This window comes from Chryseobacterium sp. 14P4.3.2, from assembly GCF_057799275.1.
On record NZ_JBYOKO010000003.1, the window covers coordinates 62,615 to 84,247 of the forward strand.

The following is a 21,633-nucleotide window of genomic DNA, read 5'->3' on the forward strand; positions in this document are numbered from 1 at the left end:
GTTTGTGTACAAGTCAAAGTCTTTTTAATAGGTAGGAACGATTGAAAATAAATTTTTGTCATTAAGTTTTCTGGTCTTTTGTGTTTTTAGATTGTTTGATTGCGTAAAAATAGTGAAATTATATACATAAATTGATACATCCTAAAGTGTTTTAGCATGAGTTTTTTATATAACCACTGATAATGAACACGATAATAATATTTTGCAGATGTCATTATTTCAACATATGGTGATATTTTATTGGAATTTTAATTGACTACTTTTCAATAACCATCAGGAGAAATACATTCTATAATTTTCTGATTTATAGTTTTTTTATTTATAAAATGAACAAATTCTATAAGTTGTCACAAGATACTTTTAAAGTGCAGGATATTTACTGATCTCATTTTTGTAGTAAAAGTTCGATAAACACGAGGTGTTACTTCTACAGAAAGCCTTTGACAGGGCCAATTAGTATTTATACTTTTGCAAAACGTTTCACACGTACAAATAAGAAGCTTATTTAAAAAAATAATGATTCTAAGAACATAAACGATTTTCCCTTCAACGGCAAAGGAGCTCCTCACGAGATCTTTTGCTTTTTTGTTCTTCCATGGTGAGATCATTTCCTTAATCTCAACATACAAAAGTCCAAATAACAGATTCTCTGTCGGTATAGAATTTATCTCTCCATCAGTTGTGCCTATCCTGTCCTTGGTGTATAGGCAGAAATTGACATTAAATACTCTGGCCTCAATTTTGTTGGATAAAAGCATACACAGGATTATGAAAGAAGAAGATTTTACTCATCTGATGGGGAAGACCCGTCAAGAGGTTAAAAAAGAATTGGGTGATGGTTTTAATTTCTTTACAGATGAAACCTGGACGTACGAGTTAACCAGAACCTGGTTGGGAAGAAAGACAATCTTATCTTTAGATTTTAAAGATGATCAGGTCAGCAGGATACATTTGTATAAGACTTTTAACCGGACCTGATAAAAACACAGCCGATCCTATTATATCCATCATATCTTCTACAGAACTCAATCACAGGTTGGCATTTATGCTTTATTCTTAAAACGATCACATACCTTTGCTAAACAAACGTTGAAAGGTTTTCAAAAACTTTTACCAAACAAGATATTGAATACCCGAAAAGTTCACCCTATTTTTTTTATTCCTAGTGATTAAATTTATTTCATAAGAAAAATACAAATGAAAAGAGGCAAAGAAATTACCCATCAATATTTTACGTTTCTGAATCAGCACATTCAGGATGTTATCTCCGGAACTGTGGCAGAGTTCATGGAGGTAAATGAAATTGCAGGAGAGCTGGCTGTCTCTCATAAACATCTTACGGATACCATAAAAAAAGAAACAGGGCAGCATCCTTGTCATTTTTATGATGAGAACATTATTAAGGAGGCAAAGAAGATGCTTACTGCTTCAGATCTGTCGGTAGCAGAAATTGCCCGTATTTTCACGTATGACCCTTCCAATTTTTCAAAATTCTTTAAAAAAATGACGGGGATTACTCCCGGAGAATTTAGAATTTCAACTAAAATATAAACAGCATCTTTAAATTAGAATTATCTTAAACTTTATTGTAAAGCAGAAAGCCGCATTTTTTCACTTTGAAAAGGTAGAATAGAAGAGAGTGGCAACCTTTAATACTTTCTATTGTACGATTGTGAGAAAATAATAAAAAATAACGTTTTATAAATGAGATTGTTGTGATAAATAAACAAGTTTTTATATATTATTTATTTATATTCTTTTATTATTTGTTTTTTTTCATTACATTTAGATAAGAAAAAACTAAATAATTCAGTAAAACTAATTTCTTTCAATTTATAGATATACGAAGAAGTTTGGTTTCCAGAGATTAAGATAAAAAATATTGTGCCATTAATAATATTTAATCTTTTACTGGAGCTAAGGGCCTTTAAATAACCATATATTTGCGTCTTCAAACCACAACAAACAAGATTAAGGATGAGCATCAATTTCACAACAGCAACATTTAGGGATTTCGAGAATATCCCAGACTTTGATATAGTTAAAAGAGCTGATATTTTTTATGACTTTTTGGATTATATGAAATCCAATGGTCATATGAACTACAGACTGAAAAATAACTCAGGATGTAGTTCTGTAATGAATGTAGATATAGAGAATACACAGAATGATTATGTAAGTTTTGTTTCTAATGATTATCTGGGCTTTACCCAGCATCCAAAAGTGAAACAGGCTGCCATTGATGGAATTCAGAAATACGGAACCGGAGCAGGTGCTTCACCATTGATCGGGGGCCATTTTGTTTTTCATGATGACCTTGAAAAAAAGATTTCATCCTTCTTTGGAAAGAAGCAGGAAGAAGCTGTAATATTTACTACCGGTTATACCGCAAATAGTGCAACTCTTCAGATTCTTATGCAAAAAGAAGATATTGCTATTATAGATATGGCTGTGCATGCCAGCGTACATGAAGGATGTGTATTTACGAATTCAAAAACATTTCCTCATAATAATCTGGATGCTTTGGAACACATTTTGAAGACTTCAGAAGATAAGTTCCGTACAAAATTGGTTATTATTGACGGTATTTATTCACAGGATGGTGATGTTTCACCTCTGAAAGAGATTTACAACCTGGTGAAAAAATATAATGCTTATTTAATGGTAGATGATGCTCATGGAGTGGGAATTTTGGGAGAGACGGGAAGAGGGGCGCTTGAAGAAGCAGGACTGATAGATAAAGTAGATTTTATTACAGGTACATTCAGTAAAACTTTTGGTAATATTGGAGGATATGTAATCTGTGATAAAAAAATGGCGGCTTTTATAAGGTTCCAGTCGCGCCAGCAGATATTTTCTGCTACAGCACCGCCATCTACAATGGGAATTATAAAAGCTATAGAACTGATAGATGAAGAGCCGATGTGGCGTCTGAAACTTTGGGAAAATATAAATTACTTTAAAAAAGGATTAAATGATATAGGATTGGATACAGGAAATACGTGTTCCGCCATCGTTCCGGTTAAAATAGGGGATCCTAATGTGACCGGTGATGTTGGAAAGCTTCTTATACAACACGGAGTCTATACCAACCCGATATTATATCCTGCAGTAGCGAGGAAAGATGCAAGAATCAGAATGGCGGTAATGGCCACTCATGAGAGAAAACATTTGGATAAAACGCTAAATGCATTTGAAGATATCAATAATAAATTGCATATTGCAAAAAAATTTAATAACAACCATGCCTAGGAAAGTTGTACAGGGTCCTATCAGAGATAAGGAGAAGACCAAACAGAAACTGTTGGCCGCAGTTGGTAAAATTTTAAGAGTAAAGGGTTACTCTGGCCTAAAAGTAAGCAAAATTGCAGCAGTAGCTGGTTTTGATAAAAAGTTAATCTACGAGTACTTCGGAAGTACAGATAAGTTGATTGATGAGTATATCAAATCTCAGGATTATTGGAGTAATAATCTTGCAGGCAGTAATGGAGAAATCGATCTTTCGGATGGAGGGAAAGAACTGTCTAAAATTGCTTTAATTAATCAATTTGAAAGCTTGAAAAAGAATAAAGAACTTCAGAAGATTATTCTTTGGGAGCTTTCAGAACACAAACCTATCCTCAGAAAATTGGCGGATGAGCGCGAAGAAATGGGAGATGTAATGTTTAAAAATATTACAGACCCTTATTTTGGAGAAGACAAAGCCAAAAGATTCAGGGCCATCATGGCTTTGCTTATTTCAGGAGCTTACTATCTGAATATTCATACCGCTGCGAACGGAAGTACTTTCTGCGGACTTGATATGAAAAACGAAGAAGGTAGATCGGAAATAGAGAAAGCTATTGTAGAAATAATAGATTTTGCTTATCAGAAGTAAGGTGGATTAAAACATTCCAATTTTAAGCAAAAATTTATTTTTGTTTAAAATTGGAAACCTTTTAATTTTCAAATTAAAACTATATTTCTTATTTTTGACCAATGGAAAATTTTATAGTATCTGCAAGAAAATATCGTCCCCAGGAGTTCAATACGGTGGTAGGACAGTCCCATATTACGGATACTTTAGAACATGCAATTGAAGAAAACCAACTGGCTCAGGCGTTGCTTTTTTGTGGTCCGCGTGGAGTAGGTAAGACTACTTGTGCCAGAATTCTGGCAAGAAAGATCAATGAAAAAGACGGTTCTGTTTCAGAAGACGGTTTTGCGTACAATATCTATGAGCTGGATGCTGCATCCAATAACTCGGTAGATGATATCAGGGAACTGATAGATCAGGTACGTTTTGCACCACAGGTAGGTCAGTATAAAGTATATATCATCGATGAGGTGCATATGTTATCTTCTGCTGCCTTCAACGCTTTCCTTAAGACTCTTGAGGAACCGCCTGCTCATGCTATTTTCATTTTGGCAACCACCGAAAAGCATAAAATTATTCCAACCATTTTATCCCGCTGCCAGATCTATGACTTCAAGAGAATTACGATTGAAGGCATCCAGGAACACTTAAGAACGATTGCCCAAAAAGAAAATATTCAGTACGAAGATGATGCTTTGTATCTGATTGCCCAGAAGGCTGATGGAGCACTTAGAGATGCACTGTCCATTTTTGACAGGCTCTCTACATTTTCTCAAAAAAATATCACCCTGGCGAAAGCTGCAGAGGTTCTAAACATCCTGGATTATGACCAATATCTGAATATTGTAGATCTTGCCAAGGAAAATAAGATTCCTGAAGTTCTTTCCGCTTTTAATGGTATTGTAAAACAAGGTTTTGATCCTCATATTTTCATTGCAGGACTAGGCAATCATTTCAGAGACCTGATGATGGCACAGAATACTTCCACTATGGATCTTATTGAAGTAGGAGAGAAGACAAAATCCAAATTTATAGAACAGGGACAGAAATGGAACCCTCAGCAACTGATAGACGGTATAGAAATTTGCAATCATGCGGATATCAATTATAAGAACTCCAAAAATCCCAGACTTACAGTTGAAATTGCATTAATGCAATTGGCTTCGCTGACTGCCAACTCAGACGTCACTAAAAAAAAAAATTCCTGATACTGGCTCCGTTTCTCAGTGAGAAGCAGGAAGTCAAAATTCTTGAAAAAGCTCCGGAGAAAAAAGAAATGAAGGCAGAACAACCCCTGCCATCTGAAACTCTTGATGAAGCTGTTATTACGAAAACAACAAAACCACTATCCAGACCTGGAATTTCTTCTGGCTTCAGTATCAATTCTTTTATAAACAAAGAAGAAAAAGTAAAGACCGTAGAAGATACTACTGTAAAAACTGAAAACCTTTCTGCACATCATTTTACAGATACAGACCTGCAGATGGAGTGGAAAATAATGCTTAAACAGCTGCAGATAAAAAATAACTTTGTCTTTAATGCAGTAAAAACCTTCAAACTGGTAAAAGCTGAAGAGAATAAAATCAAAGTTTTATTCCCATCTGATTCTGCCAAAGTGGAATTTGATAAAATAAGTGGAGAATTTTTTAATCATTTCAGAAAAAAAGTTCACAACCATATTATTGAGGTAGAATACGTGAGAGACGTTGAAAATCTGAAGATTGAGGTAGTCACCAAAAGAAAAATATTCGAGAAATTCATCGAAAAAAATCCACTTTTAAAAGATCTTGATGATTTAATGAAGTTTGATTTGACATAATTTTTATATATTTGTCAAAGATTTTTGTTCAAAATAAGTTTTTGACAAAAACAAATTGTAACTAGAAACGCTAAAACAAAGACATTTCCAGAGAAAAATGGAAAAATTAGTACATACATACCAGTCTTTTTTTGCACCCGCTAATTTTTTTAGCGGTTATTTTAGCTTTTCTGCTTCTTATTATAGAAATTTTAGAACGTATTACCGATTTTATTGGTATTGCTAATTAAATTTCTTTCCAAAAAATACAGGAGAAGTAGAGCCCTTTTATTTTCCTGATTCCTTTAAACAATTTTGAACGGCATTTTTTGAAAAGAATTATAAAGTAAATTTTATAATCAAAGGGCTATTGCTGTGAACTTCAAAAAAATATAAAAAAACAATAAAATTTAGAATATGAATTTAAAAGATTTAAAAAACGAGTGGATCAATGAGCTTACACAACCTCTAATGATCGCAGGACCATGTAGTGCAGAAAGTGAAGCTCAGATGCTTGAAACAGCTAGAAGGATTAAAGAATCCAATGCTCAGGTATCCGTTTTTCGTGCAGGAATCTGGAAGCCTCGTACTAAACCTAATGGTTTCGAGGGAGTTGGTGTAATTGGACTGAACTGGCTAAAAAAAGTAAAAGAAGAATACGGATTTAAAACCGCTACCGAAGTTGCTAATGCTCACCATGTATTTGCTGCTTTAGAGGCGGATGTAGATGTTCTTTGGATAGGAGCACGTTCTACAGTAAACCCTTTTACAGTACAGGAAATCGCAATGGCTTTAAGAGGAACAGATAAGCCGGTATTCATTAAAAACCCTGTAAATCCGGACCTTGCATTGTGGATTGGAGCTCTGGAAAGACTTTTAGGACAGGATATTAAAAACTTGGGAGTTATCCACAGAGGATTTTCTACTTACCAAAAAACAAAATACAGAAACAATCCTAACTGGCAGATTGCTCTTGATTTCAAAAGCCAGTTCCCTAATATTCCAATGCTGATAGATCCATCTCACATTTGTGGAAATAGGACAGGATTGGCAGACATTACCCAGGAAGCTCTTAACGTAGGGTACCAGGGGGCAATTATCGAGACACACTGCAATCCTGACGAAGCATGGAGTGATGCTTCTCAGCAGATTACTCCTGAAGTATTGGCAGAGCTTATCAGTAATCTGAAAGTAAGAAGTACTGATCTTGCAGGTTTTGAAGGTGAAATGGGAAGGCACAGAACATTGATTTCTGATCTTGACTTCCAATTGATTGAACTTCTTTCTCAGAGAATGAAGATTTCTGAAAAAATCGGAAAACTTAAAAAGGAAAATGATATTGCGATCTTCCAGCCGGAACGTTGGAAAGTAATTACAGAATACGCAAATCAAAAAGCTAAAGAAACGGGCATGTCTCATGAGTTTATTGAAAAAGTTTTCAAAGCGATTCACGAAGAGTCTATTGAAGTTCAGAATAATATTATGATCGACAAGAAATAGGCATAAGAATTATGATATAGGATAAGAGAATTTGCTCTTGTTCTATTGATTAAGTGCTTAAAAATAATATCAGGGCTTAGGGTATCAGGATCTAGGGGAGAATTAAAATATTTGTTTTACCCTATTTTCTAAACCCTAAGCCCTAATTTCTTATATTTGCATCTAGTATTATCTATGAAAGGAAAAATCATTAAATCTACAGGAAGTTGGTATCAGGTTTTGGAATTGGATACAAACAGAATTTTCGAAGCCAGAATCAGGGGGAAATTTAAATTAATTAAAACTAGGCTTACCAATCCGCTTGCTGTAGGAGATTTTGTTGAGTTTCAACTGGAACAGGATGATATTGCATGGATTACTAAAATAGAACCACGGCATAATTATCTGATCAGAAAATCTGTAAACCTTTCAAAAGAGGCTCATATTATTGCTTCCAATATTGATTTGGCCTGTTTTATTTTTACACTGAAACACCCTGAAACCTCTCTGGGATTTCTGGATAGATTTCTTGCCTGCTGTGAGGCTTATAACATAAAACCGCTGATTCTCTTTAATAAAATCGACGTTCTTCATGAAGAAGAAATTGAAATCGTAAAAGATGTGGAATTTATTTATCAGGAAATAGGGTACAATACACTGGAAATTTCTTCGTATTCTCAATTGAACCTTGATCAGCTTCAGGAGCTTCTTAAAGATAAAACTTCCGTATTCTTCGGCCATTCAGGCTGTGGAAAATCAACATTAGTAAATGCATTGCAACCAGGATTAAACCTGAAAACTTCGGAGATTTCCGATACTCACCTAAAAGGAAAACATACAACAACATTTGCTCAGATGCATTTCTGGCATTTTGGAGGAAATGTTATTGATACTCCTGGTGTTCGTGAATTTGCGATGATCGATATTCAGAAAGAAGAAGTTCAGCATTATTTCCCTGAAATTTTCAAAAAAAGGGAAGAATGCAAATTTCACAATTGCCTCCACGTGAACGAGCCAAAGTGCGCGGTTATTGATGCACTTGAAACTGAAGAAATTCAGCATTCCCGATATGCCACTTACATTAAGCTAATGGACGAAGCAGAAGAAGCTTCTCAGAAATAATCAGAATATCTCATAAATAGGAGTTGTAACAGATTGGCATAGATCAACCTGTCAGTTTGCTGTATGTCACATAAAATGAAATGATGGCACATAATGCTGTTATTTGTGACTTTATGTCATTTCTGTCAGATTCAAAAAGAGATCTAAATTAGCCTTGTTTTTTTATTTTTTGAAAAATTTGCCGGTTGCGGTTAAAAAAGGTCATGCTTATAAATATGGTTAAACACTGGTTTGAAATAAAAAATGATTTTTTTTTACTTTTTCCATTAATTTTTTTTAGCTTTTGGAATAAGTCCACTTTTTCGGAAGAGTTTTTTTGATATTAACTCTACTTTTTTTGATTTTATTCTATTCTATAATTTCTGAATTTGTAAAGACAATAAAAAAGTTGTTTATGTCATTGACTACTATTGAAGCAATGCCGTGAAGATATGATTCTATATGGTTTTTCAGGCTGTAATATCATTAAAGAAGTGGTGTGTTTTTTGCCAATAAAAAACCCAGCCGAAGCTGGGTAAAAACTAATAACCATGAAAACTCAAATTAAACATGAGAATCGAAATAAAATAAACAATTACTGTGCCAAACTTTAGTTCATGATTTCTTAATAAAAGTTATTTTTGTGTTAAAAAAAATTAAAATAAAAATCAAAGATATTTTTTGTAATTTTGCGCCATTAAAAAAATATACATTTATGTCTAACATTACATTCACTATGATTAAGCCTGATGCAGTTGCTGACGGACATATCGGTGCAATATTGGGTAAGATTGCTGAGGGAGGTTTTAAAATCAAAGCTTTAAAATTAACTCAGCTTACAGTTGCTGATGCAAAAAAATTCTATGAAGTACACGCTGAAAGACCATTTTATGGTGAATTAGTAGAATTTATGAGCTCTGGTCCTATCGTTGCTGCTGTTCTTGAAAAAGATAATGCAGTGGAGGACTTCAGAACATTAATTGGTTCTACGAACCCTGCTGATGCAGCAGAAGGTACAATCAGAAAAATGTTTGCAAGAAGCATCGGGGAAAATGCAGTTCACGGTTCAGATTCTGACGAGAATGCATTGATCGAAGCTCAGTTCCATTTTTCAGGAAGAGAGATTTTCTAAGCAGATCATCTTACAAAATAAAAATCCGGAGAATCATTTTTCTCCGGATTTTGTTTTTTATATCAAATCTCAGCGCCAGAGCCATTTCTAAAGATTGTTTTCAATAGCGCCTACCTTTTCTCTGTAAAGTTCAAGAGGTTTATTTAGCAAGACGGCAATCACAGTCATATTTTTATCAATCTTTTCTTTCGGAATGTCAATATAAATAATGCCAGGCCTGTCACTCCAGTAAAGTTTATTGTAGATATCGTGAGACAGTAATGTTCCTTCACCTACAATTCTAATTCTTGAAATTTCGTTTTTTATTCCTTTTACAGCAATGGGCCCAGAAGGAATTCCTTCAACGAAAAGATAGAGCGTCTGTTTATCTTTTGAAAGAGCACTCATTCCTGAATAATGACCTCCAGGTAACCCTTTTTCCGTTTCAAAAATAGCCTCCGTATTTTTACTGATCCAGTTTATTATTTCAGGATTGGTTTTAGCTGTTTTCTTAATCTTTATATCAAGGCCGCCACTGGTCAGTCCGGAAAAACTAAGAAGATTATCTGTATTCTGAAAGCTGTTGATTAAATCATATACAGCCAATTTAGTGTTTTTATTTTCCAGAAGCTGATGGAGTGGTATTGCTTCATTTTTAAAATCTGTGAGGAAAATGGGTGGAATATCAAAAACCAATTCTGCAACAGTGACATCTTTGTCAAACTTAACTTTTGAGAAGTTCAGCGTCAGCGTTTTTTCATGATTATAATCCATATCAATTACAGCCTGATCATCTCCAATGATACTTGCTGAGCTGGGTTTCGTTGCCAATCCATAGATCTTTGTAAAACTTTTAACTTCTTCCAGATAAAGGAACAGCGATTTTTTTGAGGCTGATAAACCTGATTTTCCTTTATAATTTTCAAACGGAATTCCGTGGTCTGTTTCATAGACCGCTTTTTTGTTCTTAGAAGTCCATCTGCCTAGGTTTTTTAATATTTCGACCTGTTTTTCAGGTAAGGTTCCATCAGATTTTGGCCCGATATCAAGAAGAAGATTGCCTCCCATACTGATGACATCTGCCAGTGTGCGGATGATCATATTAGGCGTTTTGTAATGAGTGTCGTAAGGTTGATATCCCCAGGAGTCATTCATGGTATAGCAAAGCTCCCAGTACGGATGCAGAGGAGCAGTAACCGGAATACCCTGTTCAGGAGTATCATAGTCTCCATGATTATTGAGCCTGGAATTGATAATAATATTGGAATTGTATTTTTTAAGAAGATTCAGGGTCTGGGAAGATTCCCATTCTTCAGAAGTATGTTCCCAATCTCCGTCAAACCATAACAGATCGGGCTTGTATTGAGTTGAAAGCTCTGTAAGCTGAGTTTGATAATATTGAATAAAATTCTGCCATCGTTTTGGGTCATTTTTTATTTCATAACGTTTTTTTGTCCGCGTGTTGATGTCGTAATAAGGATGACTCCAGTCCGGAAGTGAAAAGTAAAGCCCCGTCTTCAATCCTGAATTTTTAAGAGAAGAAATGAAAGGACTTAAAACATCTTTTTTTGCTAAAGAATTATGAGGAATAGTAGTCGCATTTTCTGCTTTAGAGTTCCAAAGGGAAATACCGTCATGATGTTTTGTCGTAATGACTGCGTATTTGGCCCCCGATTCTTTAATCAGGTTTACCCATTGTTCAGGCTGATATTTTGAAGCTGAAAAACCATTCAGCTGTTTCATATAATTATCATGATTAATATAATTGTTGAAGAATGACCAGGATTCAGAGATTCCGTTCACGGAGTAAATTCCCCAATGAATAAAAATTCCCAGTTTGGCATTTTTGAACCATTCCATTTTATTGCTGTTTTCAACTGACTGAACCTGCGCATCGATACTTTTTGCTGATACGATCAATCCAAGGAAAACAGCTTTAATCAGACCATTTTTCATGTATATATTTATTTTAATATTAAATATAAATAAAGAATATTAGAGTATAGAATAGTTTGCTCTTATTTACTGATAATTCATCACAGAACGTTCCTTTTTTTGTTGTATCTTTATTCTGAGCCTATTTTTTTAAATGTTCTCTGTCAAATCAGAAGCGATATTTCCGAGGTTGTCCGCTGACAGATTGTCGTTAATGTAAGGGTTTACCAATGGTTCTGCTGCTATCAATATGAACATACATCGATCTCAGAAATGGAGAAAACTGTAACATAAAGACTGTTCAGAAGATAGTACAGAAAGTAGAAAAGCAGGGGGATGATTATAAATGGAACACTTATTGTAAATTTATCTAAAAGAAATTATGAAAATTCCAACAATATTAATGGCTGGATTATTAGCAGCAGGAGTGTCTGCACAGACGACAAAACCTGCGGGTAAGACTAAAAAGCCTGTAAAGAAAGTAAAAAAAGCAACCAGTCCCGATACTCCTGAGAAACCAAAACCGGGGATTCCTAAAACGGTTGTAAAAAAAGATACCCTTGTTCTTCGCGGGCATGGCTGTCCGGCCTGCGGAATGGGATAAAAATGACAAAGCCACTATTGGGATTATCAATGATGCCGGAAACAGATTTTGTTTCTGCTGTTTTGCCACTGTTAGAGTCCAGTTCTGTGGATGTACTGGAGTGGTCATTTGATACTTTTTATGATGCAGAAGAGCCTGCCTGGCTGAATGAATTACTGAATTTTTATTCAGAAAATAACCGCCTGATCGGACATGGTGTTTATTACTCATTATTTGATGCCATATGGACCGAAAGGCAGGAGATTTGGCTTAAAAAATTAAAAGAAGAAGTTCATAAAAGAAATTATAATCATATCACCGAACATTTCGGTTTTATGAATACTGAAAATTTTCATCAGGGCGTACCTCTGCCCATATCCTTACACCCTAAAACATTACAGATTGGAAAAGACAGACTCTACAGGCTTCAGGATACCGTTAATATCCCTGTAGGCATAGAAAATCTGGCATTTTCCTTTTCCATAGATGATGTAAAGGAACAGGGAGTTTTTCTGGATCAGCTTGTAGAGGATACAAATGGTTTTCTTATTCTAGATCTTCATAATATCTATTGCCAGGCTTGTAATTTTGATGTTGGTATGCAGGAGATTATCAGTTTGTACCCTTTGCATAAAGTTAAGGAAATTCATCTTTCCGGGGGAAGCTGGCAGGAAAGTGCCTATGGAAAAAAGCAGGTCAGGAGAGATACCCATGATGATCTTATTCCTGACGAAATTGTATCTATTCTGCCTTCTGTACTGGCTCAATGTCCTGATTTGGAATATATAATCATAGAGAGGCTGGGGAGTACAATAAAAACAGACAGTCAAAAGAAAGACTTTTTTAATGATTTTAAGAAGGTTGAAAAAATAACAGAAGCTTCAGACTATCAGATCTGTAAGAAAGATAACTGGTTGAAAAAAACTGTTGAATTTCCAGAAAAGCCAATAGAGGATTTGATTTTATATGAAGAACAGACCAGACTTACAAAGCTTCTTTTTGACAGTAAAGGATCTGGCATCATCAAAGAAGAGTCTTTTCATTATTTCAAAACTGAAAATTGGGATCCTGAAATGATACGCACTGCCAGTAATATTATTAAAAATTGGAATCCTTACTAATTTCGCTCTGATCACCACAAATTAAATGATATGAAAATGACAACATTTGTATTACTCATTACTGCTGTCCTTACTGCTTTAATAGGAGGGCTTTTTTATGCATATTCTTGCTCTGTAGTCCTGGGGCTTGGAAAGCTGTCAGATGCTGAATATCTGAAGGCTATGCAAAGTATAAATCGTGAAATTTTAAATCCCGTATTCTTTATGAGTTTTATAGGAACGGCCATTCTTCTTCCGATATCGGTTTTTCTGTTTCGTGGCCAGCAGCCTGTTTTTATCTTTCTTTTGATAGCGGCATTAGCTTATCTGATAGGCGTCTTTGGAGTTACAGTAGCCGGAAATGTTCCGATGAATGATACTTTGGATAAGTTTGATATATCCAATTCAACGGCAGAGGCTATTAAACAGATGCGTGACAACTTTGAAAGCCGATGGAATTTCCTGAATAATATAAGAACGTCTTTTTCCGTGATCAGTATAATTCTGGTGGTCTGTTCCTGTATCTGGAATAGAGAATTTTAAAAAAGAAGAATCATATAAGTGGAAATACTTAAAAACAAATTCAGTATTTCTACGGATGCGCAGGTGCTGTTTTATTCGGACCTTTGGGTTATAACAAGACAAAGAATAACATTTTTTAAATGTTGAAAAAAAATAATAACCAGGACGACTTAAATTCCACAAAGAAGAAAGGCAGCCAATAGCTGCCTTTCTTCTTTGTATAAATATCTTTTTTAGATCTTCAAAAGTTCAATCGTTCTTTCCGGGTTTTCTGTTGAAAATACAGCATTTCCCGCTACTAAAACATCAGCTCCGGCTTCAAATAATTTTGAAGCATTATCAAGATTAACTCCTCCGTCAACCTGAATAAGAGCTGTAGAATTGTTGCTTAAAATCAAATCTTTCGTTTCAGCAATTTTCTTGTACGTATTTTCAATGAATTTCTGCCCCCCAAATCCTGGATTCACACTCATTAGTAATACAAGATCTACATCTGCAATAATGTCTTCAAGCATTAAAACGGGAGTAGAAGGGTTAAGAACTACACCTGCTTTAGCGCCTCTGCTCTGAATATGATGAATCGTTCTGTGAAGGTGTGTACAAGCCTCGTAGTGTACCGACACAAGATCTGCACCATGATTGATGAATTCATCAACATATTTTTCAGGTTCCACGATCATAAGGTGAACATCTACGAATTTTTTGGCATGCTGCTGTACCGTTTTCATTACCGGAAAACCAAATGAAATATTGGGTACAAATCTCCCGTCCATTACATCAATATGGAACCAGTCAGCCTGAGATCTGTTCAGCATTTCAATATCTCTTTGCAGATTCCCAAAGTCTGCCGATAAAAGGGATGGAGCAATAAGCTTCGTTTTCATTTTTACTTTTTATTAGATATTTAGAGGCAAGAGCCAGGAACCAAGATATGAGTTGTAAACTTAGAGTTTATCTGTATACCTATTTGGGGTCTTGAATCTTGTGTCTTGAATCTTGATTCTATTAATGATACTTCAGTTTCATTTCCGGTTTGATCTTCAGAACAGTTTCGTAGATAAGTTTGATGACATTTCCTACGTCTTCTTTAGATACCATTTCTACTGTGGTATGCATATAACGCAAAGGTAAGGAAATTAAAGCACTTGGTACCCCGCCGTTAGAATGAGCGAAAGCATCAGTGTCTGTTCCCGTAGCTCTGCTAGCTGCAGCTCTCTGATATGGGATTTTTTTTGCTTTTGCGGTATCAATGATCAATTCCCTGATCGTATGATGAACACTTGGAGCAAAGAAAATCACAGGACCATCACCACATTTTTGATCACCTTCTTTCTTCTTCTCAATCATCGGAGTGGTAGTATCATGAGTAACATCAGTTACAATTGCGATATTGGGTTTGATGGTGTCAGCAATCATATCTGCTCCGTATAAACCTACCTCTTCCTGCACAGAATTGGTAATATAAAGCCCGAAAGGAATGGATTTTTTATTTTCCTTTAAGAGTCTTGCTACTTCTGCAATCATAAATCCGCCGATTCTGTTGTCCAGAGCTCTGCACACAAAGTATCTGTCATTCATCTCAAAGAACTCATCAGGGTAGGTGATCATACATCCTACAAAAATTCCCAATTCTTCCACTTCTTTTTTAGAGGTAGCCCCGCAGTCGATAAAAATATTTTCAATTTTTGGAATCGGTTCATTCTGGTTACCTCTGGTATGGATAGCCGGCCATCCGAAAACTCCTTTTATAATTCCTTTTTCCCCATGGATGTGTACCACTTTCGAAGGGGCAATCGTCTGATCAGAACCTCCGTTTCTAATTACATAGATTAATCCGTCATCTGTAATATAATTAACATACCAGGAAATTTCATCTGCATGGGCCTCAATGACTACTTTGAATTCAGCCTCAGGATTGATAATCCCATAACACGTTCCATAATGGTCTACTTCAATTTTGTCTACATAAGGTTCGATGTAATCCATCCATACCTTCTGCCCTTCATGTTCATAACCTGTTGGAGAGGACGTATTTAGATATTTCTCTAAAAATTTCAAAGATTTCTTTTCAAATTTCATAAAAAGGAATGATTTTTGCGTTTAATTTTTGTTCTTATAAGTGTAAAAATAATGAATTTTAGTAAGATTATCTGTCTTTTTATTTTCTTTTTTGGAGTCAGTGTTTTTGGTCAGAAAGATGGAGTGGTCGCAAAACCCCTCAATCAATATCCCGCTGAATCCCTGAAAGTAGATGAATTTGGTAATAAATATTATTACGACGAACTGCAGAAAGTGAAGATCTATGAGATCAACGGAGAGCCTGTAGTCGTATTGGATGAGTTGGTTTTGGTGAATAAACCGAGATTTAATAACCAGCTGGATAAAAATTATTATTACTTTCTCAACAAAAAGCTATATAGAGTATATCCGTTATTTGTAACTGCTTTACAGCAATACAGAGACATTCAAAAGGATATGAATGATATGGATAGCAAAGCGAAAAGAAAGTTCGTAAGAGAAAGACAGAATATGCTGGCTGATCAATATGAAAAACAGCTGAGAGATCTTACAACAACGGAAGGACAGGTTTTTGCAAAACTGATGAACAGGGCTACCGGTAAAAACGTTTACGAAATCATTAAAGAACTGAGAGGTGGGTGGAGCGCTTTCTGGTGGAATGTAAAAGGCAAAATGGCGGATATTGATTTGAAAGACCGCTATGATCCACACAATAACAGAAGTGATGAATTCGTAGAATCATTGCTTCAGTCTAACTGGAATTCGGGCTATCTGCAGCCTTATCCGGGATCTAACGATTTTAAAGTGAAAAAATAATATAAGAATACCTGTAAGAATGCTTACAGGTATTTTTCTTTTAATTTATCAAATACAATCTGATCCACAGGAAGAGGAAAAGGATTATCCGGTCTGTCTATTTCAATCCATTCCGTTTTTTCGATGCATGGATCCAGAATCAGGAAATCTTCTTCATTGACAATATCTACTATATAATATAGGGTAAGAAGCTGCTCATTTTTTTTGAATCTGGAAACCAGAAAGTTTTCCTGAGTATAAAGATGTTCAGCAATATCTACCTTCACATTAAGCTCCTCATCAAATTCGCGGTGCAGGCACTCTAAGACTCCTTCGCCATACTCCAAACCTCCTCCCGGAAATTTCATTAAAGGTTCACCGGCATATTCCTCAAATAAAGTCAGTACTTTTTTATCTTTTACCACACAGCCGTACACTCTAATGTTGATCTTATTTATCATATATATAATGTATAATATTTTGTATAGCTAATGTAAGGAAATAAGTGCAAAGAGCAAAGGTTAAAGTATCTGTAATGCTTGAGGAGAAATTGTATTAAGATATGTAAGATCATTTATTTTGAATAAATACTTACTGTAATATTTTAGGACTATACATTATCCGGATGTAATATTTGTTTCCATATATTGTTTTCAAGTCTGAGCAAAAATTTATCGGTGACTACCCAAAGCACAGATTCAGTAGCTTCGAGTGCTTGAATTGCGATATTTGTGAAAGTTTTATTCAATCCAAAATTAACAGGTATCAATTTTACCCCCTCTAATTGAAATAGTCCAGAAGTGGTTCCAACATAAATGATTCCCTTAAAATTTTGAACTACCCAAAAATTTAGATACTTTCGGTCAAGTTTGATTTGGCAGAATCCATCTGTTGCATTTCCTGACAGCAATGTTCCATTGTCTCCGCATATATATACCTGATCTGCAGAGACGCAATGGATATGATGAAGATACTTCTTAGTTGAGCTTTTTAAATAATTCCATGATATGCCATTCCAATAGATAATTATTCCATTATTTCCGCAAGCATAGATTTTATTATCCGATAGGCCGGCAATGTATTCAAAGTTAGGAATGGTCTTTACTTTTTCTGTGAGTTCAGCAATATCTTCAGGCTGACTCTTTTCAATCATATTTATGAGTGATTGAAAATTCCAAGAGGCCTCATCAGCAATAGGTGTTGTGACTTGAACCCAGCCTTTATCATCTCTTCGATAGATACGGCCAATTGTACCACAAGCATATGCTTTTTGGCCTATATGTCTTATCGCAGAGAAAGTTAGTTCATTATCTCTGTTTGTTTCTGAGCTCATTGCTGGGATTTCCTCTTCTATAATCTCTGTAGAATTGAATATCTGGAGTTGTCCGTAGTCACTTAATGCATAGCATGCTCTTGGAAGAGTATCTGATTTAGGCCTTAGTGCTATTGAAATGATGGTGCGGTTGGGAATATCATGATGTGTCCAATTCATTTTAGATGAAAGGTTAAGGATGAATATCCGGGTAAACTCAGTTTCAGAATTAAGATTATCGGGAACTGATGTAATGCAAAAAATGTCATCACTGACTGCGCATCCATTCCCAAATGAAATAGGTAATGGTTTCTTTTTTTTATCCATTAAATTAAAATATTTTATCAAATTATTTTTTACACTTTAATAAAACTTGATTCAGGAACTTGAATTCGGTGGGTAGTCTCACATCATTGCATTCTATAAATAAAGCAAAATCGGGGTCTCCCATCCTTTGTATTTTGATTGTGATTTTTGGGGAGTTATTTATAAATAATTCCTGTTATGAGGGTCCAAATCTATAATTAAATATAAGGGAGGACAAGAGAAAGGCTGTCTGTATTCCGAATAATTACAGACTAATTGGAAGAACAAGTGGCTAAGTGGGGATTCTGTTAGGGGGGGCTGCTGTTTTCTAGCGTAGAAAAGTAGCTTGTTTAATTTAACTAAGAAGCTTTATTTAATTTGTCTTTTCCCTAAAATGAACGAATGCCATATTTTTTATACTGTGGGTAGAAAGAAGAAAAGCTTCTGCTGTTATGGATTGAATGGTATTCCCATTGAAACAATGATGACTCTATTTTCATTATTCAACGTGATGTGTAGTGTATGGTTGTTGAGAATCCAGCGTAATCGGCTTTCTTCAGGGTTTTTCCATTCTGGTTCACCAAGTAACGGGAAAAGATCAGATTTCATTTGTCCGAATTTGATTCCGTATGGTAATTTTTCTTTATATACATGGAATTTGCCAATTCTGGCTCCATAATATCGTATGTTAGATAATACAAGGGCTCCGGCTGGGTATTTCCGTTTTGCTTCCTTGATTGATTCTGGATGAGAAAAGGTTAATTCAATTCCGGCTTTTTTGTTTTTAAGATAGGTGTCGTCGCAAGCATTGCTGAGTGGATTGGGAATTTTATAAATATTCAGTTTATTCAGAAATTTTTTCAGATTTTTTTCTCCGTAGTATTGTGTCAAAAATTTAAAGTGCTTCATAATGTGAGTCGTTTTAATGTTGAGATTCAAAATTGCTTACTTATAGTTTCTTGATATTCTTTAGCTTTTGGAAAGTTAGTTTGAGTTTTGAAAGTAAAGGGGAGTTAATCTTCATCGCTTGTAGGTTTCTATCTTTTAGCATAGAAAAGTATGTTGTTTAATTTAACTAAGAACCTTATTTTACTTGTCTTTTATTTTGTTTTTAACGAAATCCAGATACTTTTTGTCTTCTCCTTCAAAAGCACGATTGCCATATTTTTTATACTGCGGGTAGAAAAGAAGAAATGCTTCATCTAGTTCTCCACAGTCGTAGCAAATGGTTCCCTCAAGAAAGTTTACATATTCTTCAGATGCTTCTCCTGGTCCATATATTTTTCTCATTATGTTGAGCCATTGTTTTGCTTTTTCAGTGTTTCCAATTGACCTGTAGAAGATGGTAATACCATGTGAGGCTGACTGTGATAGATAGTATTCGGCTTTGGGTTCGGGGATTGCATCCCAAGAGGGAAGAAAGTCATTCTCCGCTTTTTTTATATCTCCAGACTCCCAGGCTTTCCTTCCTGAAGTTGCCAAAGATATTATCATTTTTTCATGGTTTTTTTTAGTGCTTTTTTTTCCATATTACTCTACTGAAATTTCTGTTTTTGCATTACATGCTTCTCTATCATTCCCTGTTCTTGGCTTTAGTTCTTTCTGCGGTACAAACCTATTTACATGACGCTACGATCAACGATTATTCCAAGACTGATACAGCGGATTCCTTTTTCTCCTGCGTAATTTACTCGTAATTCGAACGTTTCGGAAACCCATAGGTCTACGTTATCTGAAAGCCCAAAGATCTTTGGATTCCCTAATGGGGCAGAGAGTGTCTCTCTTACTTTTTCCCTGCTCATCAAGAAATCCAGTCTATAGGGCAAAGGTTCCTTGTAGCAAAGCATTGTCTCTTTTTTCTTTGTTTTTATTAGATGATTCCAGAAGATTATGTTCGTCAGTATCCACGGCCCTTTATTACGAGGACGAGAAAGTCTGTTCATAAAATCAATGTTTTCTAAATTTAATTGTAACCCTGCTTCGCCATTGCTCCACACTCGGTATCCTTTGACTGTAAGCCGATTTAAATCTTTTTCAGTAATCTCCAGTTTTGAGAAAATCATTTTGAGCTCTGGTGATTCTGAGTCTTTGCCAATTGCAGAAGTGAATTCTTCAATGCTTGGGAAGTTTATATTTTTCATCTGATAATTTATTTTGATAATTAAGTGCCGCATACATTGATTTCACTTTTCCATTCATCGTATCTCATATTCAAAATGCTCTCAATCATTTGATAATTGTCATCCGTGTCATCGATATATTCAGACTTTTCAAAATTGGGAAATATTTCTCCAAAGTCTTTAAGGTAGAAATGTTTCCATCCCGGCTTATAATAAGCTCTTGTAAAACTGAAACTTTCTTTTGTAAAATGACTGGGAAGCAGTTCCGGTCCTAGTGATGCCCTTAACATGTCTAATTTTTCCTTGAAATTCCCGCTCTTGCTTAAGCAGGTATCCAATTGGGTGTTTTTGATGTTTAGAAAATTTCTGAAGTATGCCCACTTGGTATAATAGACTGCTAAAATTCCTTCGTTGTCAACAAGGGAATCCGGATGATCAGGGAAAAAACCTACGGGCATAATCTGCAATAGCCTTTCTCCTTCTTCCAGGAAGTCTTTGAGAATATTTTTAAGATCCATTTCTTCAATGAGATGATCATATGCTATGCCTGGTCCAGGCTGCAGATAAATCTTAGAATAAGGTCTTTCATCCTCAAGATTCCATTTTTCAATATGCTTATCGATTTCCATCTGAAGTTTGCCATCAGGGGAAGTTTTCCAAATTCTTTTCAGAATATTTTTAATATGCTTTTTTTTCAGCTTAAAGCCTGGGTGATCTAACAAATCCATTGCAATGCTGGAATCTGATAAGGCCAGCAGGTCGGGGAGTATCTTAAAGTAAGAGTCATAATAGGTATTGAAGTCTGCCTGACCCAAAACAGTGATGCATGCTTGCATTACGGAAGAGTCGAAAGGTCCGAGAAAGCTTTTTATAAGTAATTCTACCACTTCATTCCCCTTGTTAATCGGAGCTTTGTAAACAAGATCTTGAAAGGTAAATGCGCTATTTTCATTTTTGGGACCTGTTAATAAGTATTCCATCTGGGAAATCCATTCTTTTTTTTTCATATCAGGTGGTGTTAATATTTTGCTATCATCAACGATTATTCCGAGACTGATACAGCGGATTCCTTTTTCTCCTGCGTAATCTACTGTTAATTCGAACGTTTTGGAAAACCATACATCTATGTTATCTGAAAGTCCAAAGATCTTTGGCTGTCCCAATGGGGCAGAGAGTATCTCCCTTACTTTTTCCCTGCTCATGGAGAAATCCAGTCTATAGGGCAAAGGTTCCTTGTAACAAAGTATTGTCTCTTTTTTCTTTGGCTTTTTTTCATGACCCCAGAAAATAATATCCGTTAAAATCCATGGTCTTTTATTGTAAACTAAATTCATAAAGTCAATTCTTTCGAAATTTAATTGTAGCCCTGCCTCGTCATTGTCCCAAACTTGATAGCCTGCGATCTCCGAGAATTTCGTTAAATCTTTTTCAGTAATCTCCAGTTTCGAGAAAATTATTTTAAGCTCTGGTGATTCTGAGTATTTGCCAATTGCAGAAGTGAATTCTTCAATGCTTGGGAAGTTTATATTTTTCATCAGATGATTTATTTTGATAATTTTTATATTTTTTTGTACTTATTCTATGATTTAACAAGAT

At 35.2% G+C, this 21,633-nt stretch carries 22 protein-coding genes; 13 read left to right on the forward strand and 9 right to left on the reverse strand.

The features are described 5' to 3' along the window. Nucleotides 1–768: 768 nt before the first annotated feature. From AC27VX_RS05965 to AC27VX_RS06005, 9 genes are all read left to right on the forward strand, one after another. Nucleotides 769–978, forward strand: coding sequence for a hypothetical protein (locus AC27VX_RS05965; RefSeq protein ID WP_488694389.1), 210 nt, complete (start codon nucleotides 769–771; stop codon nucleotides 976–978). A gap of 219 nt (nucleotides 979–1,197) precedes the next feature. Continuing rightward, nucleotides 1,198–1,551 (forward strand): helix-turn-helix domain-containing protein, encoded by a 354-nt coding sequence (locus tag AC27VX_RS05970; RefSeq protein ID WP_236858862.1) that lies wholly within the window; start codon nucleotides 1,198–1,200, stop codon nucleotides 1,549–1,551. Between the two features lie 426 nt (nucleotides 1,552–1,977). Beyond that, a complete protein-coding gene (locus tag AC27VX_RS05975; protein ID WP_236858864.1) occupies nucleotides 1,978–3,252 on the forward strand; it encodes an aminotransferase class I/II-fold pyridoxal phosphate-dependent enzyme in 1,275 nt (424 codons plus the stop codon). Continuing rightward, a complete protein-coding gene (locus AC27VX_RS05980; RefSeq protein ID WP_236858866.1) occupies nucleotides 3,245–3,877 on the forward strand; it encodes a TetR/AcrR family transcriptional regulator in 633 nt (210 codons plus the stop codon). The genes AC27VX_RS05975 and AC27VX_RS05980 overlap by 8 nt, the downstream gene beginning before the upstream one ends. Before the next feature lie 101 nt (nucleotides 3,878–3,978). Further along, the gene (gene dnaX, locus AC27VX_RS05985; protein ID WP_236858868.1) at nucleotides 3,979–5,064 is read left to right on the forward strand and encodes a DNA polymerase III subunit gamma/tau; all 1,086 of its coding nucleotides are present in this window, start codon (nucleotides 3,979–3,981) and stop codon (nucleotides 5,062–5,064) included. A 68-nt stretch (nucleotides 5,065–5,132) separates the two neighbouring features. Then, on the forward strand, nucleotides 5,133–5,675 hold the full coding sequence (locus AC27VX_RS05990; RefSeq protein WP_236858871.1) for a hypothetical protein: 543 nt from the start codon (nucleotides 5,133–5,135) through the stop codon (nucleotides 5,673–5,675). 396 nt (nucleotides 5,676–6,071) lie between these two features. Then, nucleotides 6,072–7,154 (forward strand): chorismate mutase, encoded by a 1,083-nt coding sequence (locus AC27VX_RS05995; RefSeq protein WP_236858873.1) that lies wholly within the window; start codon nucleotides 6,072–6,074, stop codon nucleotides 7,152–7,154. 174 nt (nucleotides 7,155–7,328) lie between these two features. Continuing rightward, complete coding sequence (gene rsgA, locus AC27VX_RS06000) at nucleotides 7,329–8,255, forward strand: ribosome small subunit-dependent GTPase A (RefSeq protein WP_236858875.1); 927 nt, start codon at nucleotides 7,329–7,331, stop codon at nucleotides 8,253–8,255. Nucleotides 8,256–8,949: 694 nt separating this feature from the next. Next, nucleotides 8,950–9,366, forward strand: a complete 417-nt coding sequence (locus AC27VX_RS06005; protein WP_034707297.1) for a nucleoside-diphosphate kinase — start codon at nucleotides 8,950–8,952, stop codon at nucleotides 9,364–9,366. 87 nt (nucleotides 9,367–9,453) lie between these two features. Here AC27VX_RS06005 and AC27VX_RS06010 read toward each other — a convergent pair whose 3' ends face one another. Beyond that, nucleotides 9,454–11,301 carry an alpha-L-fucosidase gene (locus tag AC27VX_RS06010; protein ID WP_488694394.1) on the reverse strand — a complete coding sequence of 616 codons (1,848 nt, stop codon included), beginning with the start codon at nucleotides 11,299–11,301 and terminating at the stop codon, nucleotides 9,454–9,456. Between the two features lie 361 nt (nucleotides 11,302–11,662). Between AC27VX_RS06010 and chrA the strand changes: the two genes are divergently transcribed. The 3 genes from chrA to chrI are packed head-to-tail and all read left to right on the forward strand — an operon-like array spanning nucleotide 11,663 to nucleotide 13,506. Further along, entirely contained in the window at nucleotides 11,663–11,884 is a 222-nt protein-coding gene (gene chrA, locus AC27VX_RS06015; protein WP_236858878.1) for an MNIO class RiPP chryseobasin precursor ChrA, read from the forward strand. A 2-nt stretch (nucleotides 11,885–11,886) separates the two neighbouring features. Further along, nucleotides 11,887–12,984, forward strand: coding sequence for an MNIO family chryseobactin maturase (gene chrH, locus AC27VX_RS06020; RefSeq protein WP_488694395.1), 1,098 nt, complete (start codon nucleotides 11,887–11,889; stop codon nucleotides 12,982–12,984). Nucleotides 12,985–13,020: 36 nt separating this feature from the next. After that, nucleotides 13,021–13,506, forward strand: a complete 486-nt coding sequence (gene chrI, locus AC27VX_RS06025) for a chryseobasin maturation helper ChrI (RefSeq protein ID WP_488694397.1) — start codon at nucleotides 13,021–13,023, stop codon at nucleotides 13,504–13,506. Between the two features lie 212 nt (nucleotides 13,507–13,718). Here chrI and rpe read toward each other — a convergent pair whose 3' ends face one another. Both rpe and chrP read right to left on the reverse strand, forming a co-directional pair. Continuing rightward, nucleotides 13,719–14,369, reverse strand: coding sequence for a ribulose-phosphate 3-epimerase (gene rpe / locus AC27VX_RS06030; RefSeq protein ID WP_236858883.1), 651 nt, complete (start codon nucleotides 14,367–14,369; stop codon nucleotides 13,719–13,721). 121 nt (nucleotides 14,370–14,490) lie between these two features. After that, nucleotides 14,491–15,564, reverse strand: coding sequence for a chryseobasin maturation metalloprotease ChrP (gene chrP / locus AC27VX_RS06035; RefSeq protein ID WP_488694399.1), 1,074 nt, complete (start codon nucleotides 15,562–15,564; stop codon nucleotides 14,491–14,493). Between the two features lie 51 nt (nucleotides 15,565–15,615). Here chrP and AC27VX_RS06040 point away from each other — a divergent pair, with 51 nt between their 5' ends. After that, a complete protein-coding gene (locus tag AC27VX_RS06040; protein ID WP_236858887.1) occupies nucleotides 15,616–16,320 on the forward strand; it encodes a DUF4294 domain-containing protein in 705 nt (234 codons plus the stop codon). 23 nt (nucleotides 16,321–16,343) lie between these two features. On the opposite strand, the gene AC27VX_RS06045 is transcribed toward AC27VX_RS06040, so the two are convergent. The 6 genes from AC27VX_RS06045 to AC27VX_RS06070 all read right to left on the reverse strand — a co-directional run bounded on the left by AC27VX_RS06045 (nucleotide 16,344) and on the right by AC27VX_RS06070 (nucleotide 21,572). Further along, entirely contained in the window at nucleotides 16,344–16,760 is a 417-nt protein-coding gene (locus AC27VX_RS06045; RefSeq protein ID WP_236858889.1) for an NUDIX domain-containing protein, read from the reverse strand. A 149-nt stretch (nucleotides 16,761–16,909) separates the two neighbouring features. Next, entirely contained in the window at nucleotides 16,910–17,938 is a 1,029-nt protein-coding gene (locus AC27VX_RS06050) for a hypothetical protein (protein WP_488694402.1), read from the reverse strand. 429 nt (nucleotides 17,939–18,367) lie between these two features. Continuing rightward, a complete protein-coding gene (locus tag AC27VX_RS06055) occupies nucleotides 18,368–18,826 on the reverse strand; it encodes a hypothetical protein (protein ID WP_488694404.1) in 459 nt (152 codons plus the stop codon). Nucleotides 18,827–19,006: 180 nt separating this feature from the next. After that, nucleotides 19,007–19,399, reverse strand: a complete 393-nt coding sequence (locus tag AC27VX_RS06060) for a hypothetical protein (protein ID WP_488694405.1) — start codon at nucleotides 19,397–19,399, stop codon at nucleotides 19,007–19,009. A gap of 137 nt (nucleotides 19,400–19,536) precedes the next feature. Further along, nucleotides 19,537–20,058 (reverse strand): hypothetical protein, encoded by a 522-nt coding sequence (locus AC27VX_RS06065; protein ID WP_300689218.1) that lies wholly within the window; start codon nucleotides 20,056–20,058, stop codon nucleotides 19,537–19,539. A gap of 20 nt (nucleotides 20,059–20,078) precedes the next feature. After that, nucleotides 20,079–21,572: a hypothetical protein gene (locus tag AC27VX_RS06070; protein ID WP_488694407.1), complete on the reverse strand. Its 1,494-nt coding sequence runs from the start codon at nucleotides 21,570–21,572 to the stop codon at nucleotides 20,079–20,081. Nucleotides 21,573–21,633 lie beyond the last annotated feature (61 nt).

Excerpts from the sequence above, each read along its gene's own strand:
- AC27VX_RS06040 (WP_236858887.1), top strand. The coding sequence starts at position 15,616 with ATGAATTTTAGTAAGATTATCTGTCTTTTTATTTTCTTTTTTGGAGTC.
- AC27VX_RS06045 (WP_236858889.1), bottom strand. The coding sequence starts at position 16,760 with ATGATAAATAAGATCAACATTAGAGTGTACGGCTGTGTGGTAAAAGAT.
- AC27VX_RS06050 (WP_488694402.1), bottom strand. The coding sequence starts at position 17,938 with ATGGATAAAAAAAAGAAACCATTACCTATTTCATTTGGGAATGGATGC.
- AC27VX_RS06010 (WP_488694394.1), bottom strand. The coding sequence starts at position 11,301 with ATGAAAAATGGTCTGATTAAAGCTGTTTTCCTTGGATTGATCGTATCA.
- AC27VX_RS05995 (WP_236858873.1), top strand. The coding sequence starts at position 6,072 with ATGAATTTAAAAGATTTAAAAAACGAGTGGATCAATGAGCTTACACAA.
- AC27VX_RS06055 (WP_488694404.1), bottom strand. The coding sequence starts at position 18,826 with ATGAAGCACTTTAAATTTTTGACACAATACTACGGAGAAAAAAATCTG.
- rpe (WP_236858883.1), bottom strand. The coding sequence starts at position 14,369 with ATGAAAACGAAGCTTATTGCTCCATCCCTTTTATCGGCAGACTTTGGG.
- chrI (WP_488694397.1), top strand. The coding sequence starts at position 13,021 with ATGACAACATTTGTATTACTCATTACTGCTGTCCTTACTGCTTTAATA.
- chrP (WP_488694399.1), bottom strand. The coding sequence starts at position 15,564 with ATGAAATTTGAAAAGAAATCTTTGAAATTTTTAGAGAAATATCTAAAT.
- AC27VX_RS05990 (WP_236858871.1), top strand. The coding sequence starts at position 5,133 with ATGAAGGCAGAACAACCCCTGCCATCTGAAACTCTTGATGAAGCTGTT.
- chrH (WP_488694395.1), top strand. The coding sequence starts at position 11,887 with ATGACAAAGCCACTATTGGGATTATCAATGATGCCGGAAACAGATTTT.
- dnaX (WP_236858868.1), top strand. The coding sequence starts at position 3,979 with ATGGAAAATTTTATAGTATCTGCAAGAAAATATCGTCCCCAGGAGTTC.
- AC27VX_RS06070 (WP_488694407.1), bottom strand. The coding sequence starts at position 21,572 with ATGAAAAATATAAACTTCCCAAGCATTGAAGAATTCACTTCTGCAATT.
- AC27VX_RS05970 (WP_236858862.1), top strand. The coding sequence starts at position 1,198 with ATGAAAAGAGGCAAAGAAATTACCCATCAATATTTTACGTTTCTGAAT.
- rsgA (WP_236858875.1), top strand. The coding sequence starts at position 7,329 with ATGAAAGGAAAAATCATTAAATCTACAGGAAGTTGGTATCAGGTTTTG.
- AC27VX_RS05980 (WP_236858866.1), top strand. The coding sequence starts at position 3,245 with ATGCCTAGGAAAGTTGTACAGGGTCCTATCAGAGATAAGGAGAAGACC.
- chrA (WP_236858878.1), top strand. The coding sequence starts at position 11,663 with ATGAAAATTCCAACAATATTAATGGCTGGATTATTAGCAGCAGGAGTG.
- AC27VX_RS06005 (WP_034707297.1), top strand. The coding sequence starts at position 8,950 with ATGTCTAACATTACATTCACTATGATTAAGCCTGATGCAGTTGCTGAC.
- AC27VX_RS05975 (WP_236858864.1), top strand. The coding sequence starts at position 1,978 with ATGAGCATCAATTTCACAACAGCAACATTTAGGGATTTCGAGAATATC.
- AC27VX_RS05965 (WP_488694389.1), top strand. The coding sequence starts at position 769 with ATGAAAGAAGAAGATTTTACTCATCTGATGGGGAAGACCCGTCAAGAG.
- AC27VX_RS06065 (WP_300689218.1), bottom strand. The coding sequence starts at position 20,058 with ATGAAAAATATAAACTTCCCAAGCATTGAAGAATTCACTTCTGCAATT.